Origin of the sequence: Sulfuricaulis sp. (genome assembly GCF_040901545.1) — a bacterium.
In the GTDB taxonomy this organism is placed as follows: Bacteria; Pseudomonadota; Gammaproteobacteria; order Acidiferrobacterales; family Sulfurifustaceae; genus Sulfuricaulis.
This window is the reverse complement of sequence record NZ_JBBDYL010000064.1, coordinates 1-12,583: the sequence shown is the minus strand read 5'-3', so window position 1 is coordinate 12,583 and position 12,583 is coordinate 1. Positions and strand designations below refer to the sequence as shown.

Annotated in this window: 12 protein-coding genes and 1 tRNA gene; all 13 read right to left on the bottom strand. The window is 59.4% G+C overall.

The features are described from left to right. Positions 1-238: 238 nt before the first annotated feature. Positions 239-329, bottom strand: a tRNA-Ser gene (locus tag WD823_RS13075). 68 nt (positions 330-397) lie between these two features. After that, on the bottom strand, positions 398-619 hold the full coding sequence (gene csrA / locus WD823_RS13070) for a carbon storage regulator CsrA (RefSeq protein ID WP_368429939.1): 222 nt from the start codon (positions 617-619) through the stop codon (positions 398-400). A 306-nt stretch (positions 620-925) separates the two neighbouring features. Continuing rightward, positions 926-2,158 (bottom strand): aspartate kinase, encoded by a 1,233-nt coding sequence (locus WD823_RS13065; RefSeq protein ID WP_368429938.1) that lies wholly within the window; start codon positions 2,156-2,158, stop codon positions 926-928. A 338-nt stretch (positions 2,159-2,496) separates the two neighbouring features. Continuing rightward, the gene (gene alaS, locus WD823_RS13060; RefSeq protein ID WP_368429937.1) at positions 2,497-5,103 is read right to left on the bottom strand and encodes an alanine--tRNA ligase; all 2,607 of its coding nucleotides are present in this window, start codon (positions 5,101-5,103) and stop codon (positions 2,497-2,499) included. Between the two features lie 12 nt (positions 5,104-5,115). Continuing rightward, entirely contained in the window at positions 5,116-5,598 is a 483-nt protein-coding gene (locus tag WD823_RS13055) for a regulatory protein RecX (protein ID WP_368429936.1), read from the bottom strand. A gap of 37 nt (positions 5,599-5,635) precedes the next feature. Next, a complete protein-coding gene (gene recA / locus WD823_RS13050; protein ID WP_368429935.1) occupies positions 5,636-6,685 on the bottom strand; it encodes a recombinase RecA in 1,050 nt (349 codons plus the stop codon). Positions 6,686-6,869: 184 nt separating this feature from the next. Beyond that, positions 6,870-7,358 carry a CinA family protein gene (locus WD823_RS13045; protein WP_368429934.1) on the bottom strand — a complete coding sequence of 163 codons (489 nt, stop codon included), beginning with the start codon at positions 7,356-7,358 and terminating at the stop codon, positions 6,870-6,872. A 28-nt stretch (positions 7,359-7,386) separates the two neighbouring features. Continuing rightward, positions 7,387-8,181: a sulfite exporter TauE/SafE family protein gene (locus WD823_RS13040; protein ID WP_368429933.1), complete on the bottom strand. Its 795-nt coding sequence runs from the start codon at positions 8,179-8,181 to the stop codon at positions 7,387-7,389. A 276-nt stretch (positions 8,182-8,457) separates the two neighbouring features. Next, a complete protein-coding gene (locus WD823_RS13035; RefSeq protein ID WP_368429932.1) occupies positions 8,458-8,796 on the bottom strand; it encodes an AzlD domain-containing protein in 339 nt (112 codons plus the stop codon). Beyond that, positions 8,789-9,502, bottom strand: a complete 714-nt coding sequence (locus tag WD823_RS13030) for an AzlC family ABC transporter permease (protein WP_368429931.1) — start codon at positions 9,500-9,502, stop codon at positions 8,789-8,791. The genes WD823_RS13035 and WD823_RS13030 overlap by 8 nt, the downstream gene beginning before the upstream one ends. Positions 9,503-9,593: 91 nt before the next feature. Beyond that, positions 9,594-10,490 carry an ABC transporter permease gene (locus WD823_RS13025; protein WP_368429930.1) on the bottom strand — a complete coding sequence of 299 codons (897 nt, stop codon included), beginning with the start codon at positions 10,488-10,490 and terminating at the stop codon, positions 9,594-9,596. Beyond that, positions 10,490-11,443, bottom strand: coding sequence for an ABC transporter permease (locus WD823_RS13020; RefSeq protein ID WP_368429929.1), 954 nt, complete (start codon positions 11,441-11,443; stop codon positions 10,490-10,492). Before WD823_RS13020 ends, WD823_RS13025 begins: the two co-directional genes overlap by 1 nt. 49 nt (positions 11,444-11,492) lie before the next feature. Further along, a partial coding sequence (locus tag WD823_RS13015) for an ABC transporter substrate-binding protein (RefSeq protein WP_368429928.1) occupies positions 11,493-12,583 on the bottom strand: 1,091 nt, incomplete at its 5' end.

Genomic DNA, 12,583 nt, shown 5'->3' with positions numbered 1-12,583 from the left:
GCCCGGAGAGATTCGAACTCCCGACCGCCTGGTTCGTAGCCAGGTACTCTATCCAGCTGAGCTACGGGCGCATGCTCTTGATGGGCGCGGGATTATACTCGACGGTGAAGCTACAAAAAAAGCATTTGGTGCTTTTTCTCCAATAAGGAAATCCAACGAAGTATCTTTAACTCCGAAAGTACAAAATCAAGAATTTGAAATAACGGGAAAATGGGCCGGAGGCTCACTTTCACACAATTGGCGGAGAGAGAGGGATTTGAACCCTCGATACGCTTTTGGCGTATACACCCTTAGCAGGGGTGCGCCTTCGACCGCTCGGCCATCTCTCCTTGCAAACGCAAACGCTTGCAAGGATACCTGCGCACTCAAACCACGTAAAGCTGAAACCCCGGGAAAATCAGCGCTTACCGCCGGCTTGCGCCATGCCGGGCATCGGATGCACCACTCCGGCTTCTTTTTCTTTCTTGATGCGCTCGTAGATTTCCTCGCGATGCACGGGGATCTCTTTCGGGGCATTCACGCCAATGCGAACCTGGTTACCTTTGATGCCAAGCACGGTTACCTGAACATCGTCGCCAATGTTGAGGGTTTCGCCAATGCGTCGAGTAAGAATCAGCATTGTCCTGCACTCCTTTCAGTAATACCTAACTCCGTAAGTCCCTGCTCATTTACCCGGCCGCCCACCCCTGGTTTGGCCGACTCCTCAACACCATTCCCCCCTGTGTCCCGCATAACGGTTCTGGCGAACTTTCCATGGCAAGAGGCGATACCGCATTTTGTGACACCTGCCGTTATCGGCTTTGGCGGACACGACCGTCAAAGGACGTAACTTGCGGATATTACGGGGAAACCCCCCATAAACCCGGCAGCATTCACCTGCCAGCGTGTATGGGTATGCAGCTTCTGTGCCAGCTTTGGGGAGGGATCAGGCCGCGGAATGGCCGGGTTTTTCAAGCCCGAAGGTGCTGTGCAAGGCGCGCACCCCCAATTCCAGGTATTTTTCGTCTACGACCACGGAAATTTTGATTTCCGATGTGGAAATCATCTGAATATTAATGCCCTCTTTGGCAAGGGCCTTGAACATCTCGCTGGCGATTCCGGCATGCGACCGCATGCCGACGCCCACAACCGAGATTTTCACGATTTTGTCGTCGCCGGTCACCTCGCGGGCCTTCAAGGTTTGCGCTACGCGTTCCAGGATCTCGAAGGATTTCTGGTACTCGCCGCGGTGCACCGTAAAAGTAAAGTCCGTGGTTTCATCGGCCGCCACGTTCTGAACAATCATGTCCACGTTAATATTGGCCTTGCCAATTTCTCCCAGAATATGAGCAGCGATGCCGGGCTTGTCCGGAACACCGCGAATAGTGAGCTTGGCTTCATCGCGATTAAAAGCGATGCCTGATATCAAGGGGGCTTCCATTTCGTTTTCCTCGTAGGTAATGAGTGTGCCCGGCCCCTCCTGAAATGACGACAATACGCGCAGCGGGACCCTGTATTTGCCGGCGAACTCGACCGAACGGAGCTGCAACACCTTGGAGCCGAGGCTCGCCATTTCAAGCATTTCCTCGAAAGTAATGCGGTCCAGGCGCCGGGCCTCGGACACGATACGTGGATCGGTGGTATACACCCCGTCCACGTCCGAGTAAATCTGGCATTCGTCCGCCTTGAGAGCGGCCGCGAGCGCAACCCCCGTCGTGTCCGAGCCGCCGCGGCCCAAAGTCGTGATATTGCCATCCTCGTCCACGCCCTGGAAGCCGGCCACCACGACCACGCGACCTTTCTTGAGATCCTCGTGGATGCGTTTCTCGTCAATTTGCATGATGCGTGCCTTGCCGAAGGCGCTGTCGGTGCGTATGTGCACCTGGTAGCCGGTGTAGGAACGAGCCGGGCAACCCCGCTTTTCGAGCGCCATGCTTAACAGGGCGATCGTGGTCTGCTCTCCGGTCGCCAGCAATACATCCAGTTCCCGTGGCGGAGGATCGGCGTTGATACTCTTGGCCAGATTGATCAACCGGTCGGTCTCCCCGCTCATGGCCGACACGACTACTACCAGGTCATGCCCGCTTTTCCGCAGGCGTGCGACCTTATCGGCCACGGCGTTGATGCGCTCGGGATTGCCGACGGAAGTGCCGCCGTATTTCTGTACTAACAGGGACATATGTAAATGTTGATTCTTTAAGTTTGACGATTCCCCTCACCCCTTGCCCTCTCCCCGCTACCCTCACCCTCATTCCCTCTCCCGGAGGGAGAGGGCAAAGGGTGAGGGAAAGATTACACCCTCATCCCCATCCCTTCTCCCTCAGGGAGAAGGGGACGAGCCGAGCGCGCTTGCGCGCGATCTGGTTCACTCGGAGCCGTAGCGCGCTTTACGCGTACCCCTACACTTTGGGAGAGGGGGAGTAGGTGCGCCTGCGGCGCGCTCTCAATAATTGGGCCGCAGATTAAACCTGCTTTCATGCCGGGAGTAAACTGCGCCGAGAATTAAATAACAACGCTTTAGGCAGATTTAAGGTGTTGTTCCACCCACAGAGGAACGTTATCCAACGCCTGTTTCAGCCCGGCAGGATTGGAGCCGCCCGCTTGCGCCATGTCCGGCCGGCCACCGCCCTTTCCGCCCACGCCCGATGCGACCTGGTTGACGAGTTCACCGGCATGCAACCGGCCCGTCAGGTCCTTGGTCACTCCCGCGATGAGCGTCACCTTGTCTCCCGCCACCGAGGCCAGCACGATCGCCGCGGGCGCCAACTTGTCCTTGAGGCGATCCATGACCTCGCGCAGGCCTTTGGCATCCATTCCGTCCAGTCGCGTGGCCAGCACCTTGATGCCCTTGACGTCTTTCGCCTCGGCGGCGAGGTCCGCGGAGCCGCCGGCGGCAAGCTTGCCACGAAGCTGATCCAGTTCCTTCTCCAGATTCCTGACGCGTTGGCTGAGCTGCTCGACCTTACGCGGAGCTTCCTCGGGACTCGAACGCAGGAGTTCGGCCACTTCGCGTAATTTATTCTCGCGCTCGTACAGATAGGCCAGAACGCCCGGGCCCGTCACGGCCTCGATGCGCCGCACGCCGGATGCGACACCACCCTCGGAAACGATCTTGAACAGCCCGATATCGCCGGTTCGCCGCACGTGCGTGCCGCCGCAGAGCTCGACGGAATCGCCGATATTCAGCACGCGCACCTCGGACCCATATTTCTCCCCGAATAGCGCCATGGCGCCCGCGGCGCGGGCGGAGTCCATATCCATTACGCGCGCGCGCGTGTCCTCGTTGCGCAGGATCTGTTCGTTCACGCGCCGCTCCACCTCGGCAATCTGCTCCGGCGTCATTGGGGTAAAATGGGGAAAATCGAAGCGCGTGTGCCGCTCGTCCACCAGCGAGCCCTTTTGCTGCACGTGCGGCCCGAGCACGTCGCGCAGCGCCTTGTGCATCAGGTGCGTGGCCGAGTGATTGAGCATGGTCGCGCGACGCAACAGGGCATCCACTTCCGCCGTGATGTCGTCGCCCAGGCGAAACTCGCCTTGTTCCACGCACCCCTTGTGGACGTGGACTTGTCCGAGCTTTTGCGTGTCTTCGACGCGAAATACCGAATTTCCGGCGCGCAACACGCCGCGGTCACCCACCTGGCCACCGGACTCGGCATAAAACGGTGTCCGGTCCAATACGATGTTTCCAAGCTCGCCTTTACGCAGGCGGTCCACCTGGGCCAGATCGGCGCCGCACGTGATCTGTAACACCTTGCTCTGGTCCATCAGCCTTTCATAGCCGCTGAATTCCGTAGGGTTTTCCACGGTGATAACCCCAACCTCACCCGCCTTGAACGTCGATGCGGCGCGGGCGCGTTCGCGCTGCGCCTGCATTTCTTGTTCAAATCCGGCCATATCGAGTTTCAAGTTTCGCTCCAGGGCGACGTCGCGCGTGAGATCGACCGGAAATCCGTAGGTGTCATAGAGTTTGAAAATGGTGCCGCCGGAAATGGTATCGCCCCGGAGCGTCGCGATGTCGTCTTCAAGAATCTTCAAACCCTGTTCAAGAGTTTCATTAAATCGTTCCTCTTCCTGGCGAAGTACCTGTTCGACCTGTGACCGTGCCGTGTTTAATTCCGGGTAGGCATCCCCCATTTCGACGCACAGCGGCTTTACGAGCCGGAAGAAGAAGGTTTCGCGTGCCCCGAGACGATGGCCATGACGAATGGCGCGACGGATAATGCGCCGAAGCACATAACCGCGCCCCTCGTTCGAGGGCATGACGCCGTCGGTGATCAGAAACGCCGCCGCGCGGATATGATCCGCCACCACGTTGAGCGAATGGCTTTGGCGTTCGGTGGCGCCGGTAACAGCCACGGCCGCGCGGATCAGGTTCTGAAAAAGATCGATCCGGTAATTGCTGTGCACCCCTTGCTGCACCGCGGCAATACGCTCCAGGCCCATCCCGGTGTCCACGGAGGGCTTGGGCAAGGGAGTCAATTTCCCCTGGGCATCGCGGTTGTATTGCATGAACACCAGGTTCCATATTTCGACATACCGATCCCCTTCCTCATCCGGGCCGCCGGGCGGACCGCCAGCAATGCCGGGTCCGTGGTCATAGAAGATCTCGGAACACGGACCGCAAGGCCCGGTATCGCCCATCTGCCAGAAGTTCGATGCCTCGCCCAAGCGCGCGAACCGCTTCGGATCGATCTTGATCTCTTTCAACCAGATGTCGGCCGCCTCGTCATCGTCCCGGTATACGGTCACCCAGAGCCGTTCCGGCGGGAGTTGCAAATCCTGCGTGAGAAATTCCCAGGCATATTTGATCCCGTCGCGCTTGAAGTAATCGCCAAAGCTGAAATTGCCGAGCATCTCGAAGAAGGTGTGGTGGCGGGCGGTGTAACCCACGTTTTCAAGATCGTTATGCTTGCCGCCGGCGCGCACGCAGCGCTGTGAACTTACCGCGCGCGCGTAGGGCCGCTTTTCAAGTCCGAGAAAAACTTCCTTGAACTGCACCATGCCCGCGTTGGTAAACAGCAGCGTCGGGTCGTTCGCGGGCACCAGCGGACTTGACGCCACGACGGCGTGGCCGCGATGCTTGAAAAAATCCAGGAACCGCTGTCGAATTTCCGAGCTCTTCATGGCAATGGGAGACTAATCCCGCCCACGGGGATCGAGGACTCGTTGAATCTGATCGTAAGTAAAACCGCGGTATTGCAGAAACCGGGCCTGGCGCGCGCGTTCCGAATAACTCTTGGGCACCCGGGGACCGAATTTCTTTCGGTGGACACGGCGGATGTCTTCGAACCACTCCGGGCCGTTCGGATCGAGACCGCGCGCAATGGCTTCCGGCATCACGCCTTTTTCCTGCAACTCTTTCTGGATGCGCACTGGACCGTAGCCGCGGTTCCGCCTCGCCTGAATGAGTGATTCCATGAAGCGGTCGTCGGAGACAAGGCGTTCACCGGCTAATTTTTTTACCGTTTCGGCCGCGGTGGAATCGGTGCATCCTTTCCGCAACAGCTTGGCATACAGTTCCCGGTGTCCATGCTCACGCCGCGCGAGCATTTTCATGGCGATTTTTCTCGCCTCGGTCGCATCCACGGTTAATCGGGAAGGATCGTGCTTCCCGGGCATGCACCTGAATCACGGAAGGATGGAAAGATATACATTATCAGGCTTCTTCCTCCGCCGTGGCTTCCACCGCCTCGTCGTCACCGGCCGCGGCGCGCACCGCCGCCACGGCCTTCTCGCGGATGCGTTTCTCGATCTCCGCGGCGATGTCCGGATTGTCCTTCAGGAACTGGCGGGCGTTGTCCTTGCCCTGGCCGATGCGTTCCTTGTTGAAGCTGTACCAGGCGCCGGTCTTGTCGACAATCCCGCTCTCGGCGCCGATATCGACCAGCTCGCCTTCTTTGGAGATACCTTCGTTGTAAATGATGTCGAATTCGCATTGGCGAAACGGCGGCGCGACCTTGTTTTTGACCACCTTGACGCGCGTCTGACTGCCGATCACCTCCTCGCCTTTCTTGATGGCGCCGATGCGGCGAATATCGAGGCGGACCGAGGCGTAGAACTTCAGCGCGTTACCGCCGGTGGTGGTTTCCGGATTGCCGAACATGACGCCGATTTTCATCCGGATCTGGTTGATGAAGACCATCAGTGTGTTCGAGCGTTTGATGTTGGCGGTGAGCTTGCGCAGCGCTTGCGACATCAGGCGCGCCTGCAGTCCCATGTGCGAGTCGCCCATCTCGCCTTCGATCTCGGCCTTGGGGGTGAGCGCCGCCACCGAGTCGATCACCACGATATCCACGCCGCCCGAGCGCACCAGCATGTCGGCGATTTCGAGCGCCTGTTCGCCGGAATCCGGCTGGGATACAAGCAGATCGTCGATGTTTACACCGAGTTTCTTGGCGTACAGCGGATCGAGCGCATGCTCGGCGTCAATGAAGGCCGCCGCGCCGCCCAGTTTCTGCGTCTGGGCCACCACGGAAAGCGCCAGTGTCGTTTTGCCCGAGGATTCCGGCCCGTAGATTTCCACCACCCGGCCGCGTGGAACGCCACCGATGCCGAGGGCGATATCGAGCCCGAGCGAGCCGGTGGATATGGCCTCCACCTGCTGCACCACACCGGCATCGCCCAGACGCATGACGGAACCTTTGCCGAATTGTTTTTCAATCTGTCCCAGGGCCATGTTCAATGCCTTGGATTTATTGGTATCCATGCCTGTTCTCCTGTGGTTACCGGCGGTATCGGTCGAATCCAGCGATATTCAATCACGATTCCTGAAAAAAACGATTATTTCACAACTAACCCGGAATGGCCTAGCCCCGCGCGAACCGTGGCCGTGAGAGCCGGGAAAAGCGAGGTTTAATGAAACTGTTTGCAACCAATCCCTGATTGAAAGATCAGCTGAGAAAATCGAGCAAACCCTGCAGTGCGGCAGCCACCGATTGCCGGCGCACCGCCTGACGGTCGCCGGTGAATAGCTGTTTGCGGCTCGTGGTGTCACGCTTCTTGCCCGCCCAGGCAAAGTAAACGGTGCCGACCGGCTTTTCGGCCGTTCCGCCTCCGGGGCCGGCGAGGCCGGTGACGGCCACGGCTACCTGCGCGTGGGAGTGGGCCAGCGCGCCTTCGGCCATGGCGCGGGCGGCCTGCTCGCTCACGGCGCCATACCGCGACAGGATCGTGGTTTTTACATCCAGCATTTCGCGCTTGGCGATATTGGTATAGGCAATAAAACCGCGCTCGAACCAATCGGAACTGCCGGCTACCGAGGTAATGCGCTCAGCCGCCCACCCCCCCGTGCAGGACTCGGCCGTGACGAGCATCAGGTCGCGTTGCTTCAAAACGCGTCCGACTTCTTGTACCAGCGTATCCAGATCGGAGGAGGACATTGCTTAAACCGGAAACGTTCGAGACACCTTATAGTAACACCCACAACATTCTAATTCCGAGAACGGTCACAAACAACGCGAAGATTCGACGCAGGGTGACTTCGGATAGCCGGTGTGAAAGCCGCGCCCCGAATGGAGCGGCCAAAACGCTGGCGACCACAACGCCGAGAAACGCCGGCAACACCACATAGCCGATGCTCCACGGCGGGAGCTTCGGTTCATCGAGCCCCAATATCATATAACCAGCCGTCGCGCTCGCGGCAACCGACATGCCGATGGCGGACGAGGTGGCTATGGCCTGGCGTACCGATAGGCTGCACCAGGTCATGAACGGGACGGAGAGCGAAGCGCCGCCGATCCCGAAAATCGACGATACCGCGCCAATGATCGTTCCGGCGACGGTCGTGCCCCACATTCCGGGTAATCCCCGATGGGCGGAACTGGCAATCGTCTTGCGCGACATCTGCACCGCTACAAAAAACATGAACAGGACAAACATGACATGCAATGCCAGGCTCGACAGCCAATCGGCTATGCCCGCGCCCAGCAGCCCGCCGACGAGAATCCCGGGGGTTATTTTTCGAAAGACCTTCCAATTGACGGTACCGCTGCGTTGATAGGTCAACACCGTCGACAACGAGGTGAAAACGATCGTGGCGAGCGAGGTGCCGAGCGCGGCATGCATGATGATGCCGGGATCGACATGCTGCATTTCGAAGACAAAGACGAGCACCGGCACGATGATGGCGCCGCCGCCGATACCGAGCAACCCGGCCAACACGCCGGCAACGGCGCCCATCAGGGCGAGGGCGAGAAATTCCAATGGTAGTCAGTCCATGTTACATGTTGCGGGAAGGGCGATACGCAAGACATCTAGCATCATTTCCCAGCAGACGGCCCGAGTAACCGGTCGGGAAACCAGGCGACGAACACGGGGAAAATGCAAATGCTGAGGCATAAAAAACGGGGCCCGCTGATAAATGCAGACGAGATGGGTCGGCGATAACCCGTGGGGATTGCCGGTACCACAACAAGCTTGCGTTTCAGTCATGATCGAGGCGCGTATTTACTATTGAACCGGAGGATGGCAAACATTTTTTTAGGAGAAAGTTGCCTGCCGATAAGTGAGCGCCACGAACACCAGAAATCCGGCGCCCACCCCCATAAACAAGTTGCGGCGGCTGAGATAAAAAACGGCCAGGGCCAGAGCACAGGCAACAAGACGGTCTCCCAGAGCACTGGCGGCCAGCGTCCCGACCGGCAGGATGACGATTCGCGCCACGAGTCCGGCAAGCATGGCATAGGCAACGCACGTGATCCAGGCGAATACTTCGCTGTCGGGGCGCAGGCGGCCGGAGATCGCCACCCCGAGCGCGCGCCAAAGATAAGTTCCGGCGCCGCACGCCAGCACCAGCAGCCAGATCCGCCAATCAGACATGGCGGCGTATCAGCCGGTGAGCAAGGTAGGCCATGGTGCCGCCGACAAAGCCGCCGAGCAACACGCTCCATGGCGGCGTCCATAGATGGATCAGCGGGCCGGCCAGCGCGCCGCCGGCGAGCGCCAGTATCATCAGGCGATGACGCACATCGCCGCTCAGGATCAGAATAAAATAAACCGGGTTGAGGAACACCAGGCCGAGCTTTATCAAAGGCGGCAGCGACCCGGAAACCCAATAACCGAAAATAGTGCAGGCAAGACACGTCAGCCAGTTGACCAGGGCAAAGCCCACGAAATAGGGCAGGCGCTGTGGCAACGGCAGTTCCGGGCAGCGCTTCATGGCCGCGGCCCAACCGGTCATGGCGACCAGGTGCACGGCAGGGTAGAGCTGGTAACGGGTATGATGCCGGTCGCGAATCACCGGCATCAGCGCCATGGTCATCGGCAGGAAGCGCGCGCTGGTGAGCATGACGGCGGGCACGATGGCCAGCACCGCGGCGCCAATGGTGTGCAGCTCGACCAAAACGAGCTGGCCCGGCAAGGCCCAGATGGTCGCGGTAGACAAAAGCGCCAGCCAGATGGAGAAACCGCTTTCCAGCGCCAGGGCGCCGAAGCCGATATAGCCGGCTCCGAGCACCGCGGAGGGGACGCCGAACGCCTCGCGTGCTCCGGCCCGGAACGCGGCGGCGGACAAGGGGGTGGCCATCAAAACACGATCCGGTGCGCCGCTACCGGCAAGCTGCCGGTTCCCGGTGACAGGCTCAAGCGCATGGGCCGCCTTTTCTCGCAGCCCGGTTCTATAGCTTGATCTTCGGGTCCAGCGAGTCGCGCAACGAGTCGCCGAACAGGTTGAAGGCGAAAACCGCCAGGCTGATCGCGACCCCCGGGAAAATGATCATCCACGGCGCCTGCTGATAAAAATCGATCGCCGCGCCGCTCAACATCAGGCCCCATGCCGGGGTGGGCTCGGTGACGCCGAGTCCGAGAAATGACAGCGACGCCTCGAGCAAGATGGCCTGCGCGACGAACGCGGTCAGCATGATGAGATAAGGGGCGACGACATTCGGCACAATGTGACGAAAGATGATGCGGGTGTGCGAAAACCCCGCGGCGCGCGCCGCGTCGATGTATGGCAATTCGCGGATCGCCAAGGCCGAGGAGCGCACGACGCGCGCCACCTTGGGCACCATCGGCGTACCGATAGCGATAATCAAATTGATATCGATGCCAAGGACGATATTCTTGCCGAGCACCGCGACGACCGTCAGCGCCAGCACGATGATCGGGAAGGACAGCAAAACGTCCATGATGCGCTGGATGACCAGGTCGGTGCGGCCGCCGAAATAAGCGGAAGCGACGCCGATGATCGCGCCCAGCGTCGATCCCAGGATCGACGACAGAAAGCCCACCGCCAGCGCCGTGCGCGCGCCGTAGATAACGCGCGAGAACACGTCGCGGCCGAACGAGTCAGTGCCGAGCAGGTGCGACCAGGAAGGCGGCGCGAGCAGTTGGGCATAATCCAGCGTCAGCGGATCATATGGCGCAACAACATTGGCGAAAGCGGCGGCAAGGCACATGACAATGATTACCAGCAAGCCCAGCGCCCCGAGCGGCTGATTGACGATAAAGGCCATTACCGGGTGCCGGCGTTTGGGCACGCGATAAGTAATAGTTGGAATGGAAGTCGCCGCCATCAGCGATACCGGATACGCGGATCGAGCGCCGCGTACATCAGGTCGATCAGAAAATTGACGACGATAAAGAAGGTGGCGACCAGCAATACCAGAGCCTGTACCATGGTATAGTCGCCCCGCGTCGTCGCCTGGACAAAGAGTTTGCCGATACCGTTTAAATTGAACACTTGCTCGGTGACCACCAGACCGCCGATTAAAAATGCGAATTCCAGGCCGATGACCGTCACCACCGGCAGCATGGCGTTGCGCATGGCGTGCCGCGACACCACCAGGCGCTCTAGCACGCCTTTGGCGCGCGCGGTGCGAATATAGTCTTCTTGCAGCACTTCCAGAATCGACGAGCGCGTCATGCGCGTGGCGACCGCTGAATAGCGGTAGCCGACGGCGAGCGCCGGCCAGATGAGCTGCGATAGATTAGCGGCGGGATTTTCAAACAACGGCGTAAAGGTAAGCGGCGGATGCCAGGAGAAGTAAGTTAATAACAACAGGATAATGATCATGCCGAGCCAGAAGGAGGGGATCGCCAGACCGGCGATGGAAACGATACGGACGGTATAATCGATCCAGGTATCTTTAAAAATGGCCGACATCGTGCCGAGCGGCAGGGCGATCAATACCGCGAGGACGGTCGCCATCACCGCCACTTGCAGCGACAATTCGAACCGAATGCCGATTTCATAGGCGACCGGCTTGCCGGTCCACATGGAGTACCCGAAATTGCCCTGCGCAACCCCGGCCATCCACTTGAAAAACTGGACGTAAATCGGCTGGTCGAGACCCAGACGCACGCGTTCCGCCTCGATGACGTGCTGGGGTACAGCACCGCCTTCGCCCAGGAGCATTACCTCGACGATGTCGCCCGGCATGATCCGGAGCAGGAAGAAGACCAGGATGGCGACGCCGAGCAGCGTCGGGATCATCAGCAGAATGCGTTGAATTATATAACGCAACATAGCGATAACGGCCGGGCGGGGTTACACCCTGCCCGGCCCGGGTAAGCGCCTACCGGTCAAGCCAGACGTTGGCCAGATCCTGATTGACATAATGGCTGGGCGTGATATTCCAACCCTTCATCTGTTTATTGTGCACGATAATGCGGTGCCACCAGATAGTCGGGATGGTATAGGCCTGCTCCAACGCGTGCCGCTCGAATTCGCGCAACAGCGCGTAACGTTTTTTATTGTCCAGTTCCCCCGACTGTTTCTCGTACAGTTCGTCCAGCTTACGGTCGATTTGATGTGAATAGTTGATCGACGACTTATCGGTCGAAAGATACTTCTGGAGCTGAAGGTTAGGCTCATCCATAAAATCGCAGTTGAAATCGAGGGCGGCATCGTAGGCGCCGCCTTCCTTTTGCTGCGCGGCCAGATAAAGCCGTGTTTCCAACTGCTGGTGCTCCACGTTCAAGCCGATCTGGCGCCATTGGTCAATGAGGAAAACGCCTACGTGAGTGTAAGGCATGGCGACGTTGCGGTTGGTTAATTTAAAGGTCAGTTTTTCCTGGCCGGCTTCCTTGAGCAGGCGTTTCGCCTCGGCACGCGACGCGGCGATATCGCGCGCGAAACCGGGCATTTTCAGCAACTCTTGTTCGGTGGCGGCCAATTCGTAGCCCGGACGCAGCAGGCCGCCGACATGGCGCACCAGCGCGATTTTCGACAACGCCTCCGCGCCGCTCCAGCGATCGACGGCGAGCGACAGCGCTCTACGCACGCGCGCGTCGTCGAACGGTTTTTTCAGGGTATTGAAGCTGACCACCAGGCTGCATACCCACGGAGTCTCCACCACCACCGCTTTGTCGCCCAGGGTCTGGACCAGCCGGTCACGATCGGCCGGCGGGTGGCCGCGAAACTCCGCCATCACTTCCCCCGCGGCGAGCGCATTAACCATCGGTGCGCCGCTGATAAAAATGGCCCGGTAACTGTCCAGATAGGGTTTGCCTTTTTCGTAATAACCGTCGAAGCGCTTGCCGACCCAATGGGAGCCGGCCACATGCTCGACGAAGGTAAACGGGCCGGTGCCGAGGATGTTGCGCTCCGGAAACTTCGGGTCCTGCTTGAGCTTGGCGGCGCTGTAAACGCAATCCCAGGGCGAGG

What these genes read in the sequence shown, in the direction of transcription:
- csrA (WP_368429939.1), bottom strand. Translation starts at nt 619, where the DNA reads ATGCTGATTCTTACTCGACGCATTGGCGAAACCCTCAACATTGGCGAC.
- WD823_RS13065 (WP_368429938.1), bottom strand. Translation starts at nt 2,158, where the DNA reads ATGTCCCTGTTAGTACAGAAATACGGCGGCACTTCCGTCGGCAATCCC.
- alaS (WP_368429937.1), bottom strand. Translation starts at nt 5,103, where the DNA reads ATGAAGAGCTCGGAAATTCGACAGCGGTTCCTGGATTTTTTCAAGCAT.
- WD823_RS13055 (WP_368429936.1), bottom strand. Translation starts at nt 5,598, where the DNA reads ATGCCCGGGAAGCACGATCCTTCCCGATTAACCGTGGATGCGACCGAG.
- recA (WP_368429935.1), bottom strand. Translation starts at nt 6,685, where the DNA reads ATGGATACCAATAAATCCAAGGCATTGAACATGGCCCTGGGACAGATT.
- WD823_RS13045 (WP_368429934.1), bottom strand. Translation starts at nt 7,358, where the DNA reads ATGTCCTCCTCCGATCTGGATACGCTGGTACAAGAAGTCGGACGCGTT.
- WD823_RS13035 (WP_368429932.1), bottom strand. Translation starts at nt 8,796, where the DNA reads ATGTCTGATTGGCGGATCTGGCTGCTGGTGCTGGCGTGCGGCGCCGGA.
- WD823_RS13030 (WP_368429931.1), bottom strand. Translation starts at nt 9,502, where the DNA reads ATGGCCACCCCCTTGTCCGCCGCCGCGTTCCGGGCCGGAGCACGCGAG.
- WD823_RS13025 (WP_368429930.1), bottom strand. Translation starts at nt 10,490, where the DNA reads ATGGCGGCGACTTCCATTCCAACTATTACTTATCGCGTGCCCAAACGC.
- WD823_RS13020 (WP_368429929.1), bottom strand. Translation starts at nt 11,443, where the DNA reads ATGTTGCGTTATATAATTCAACGCATTCTGCTGATGATCCCGACGCTG.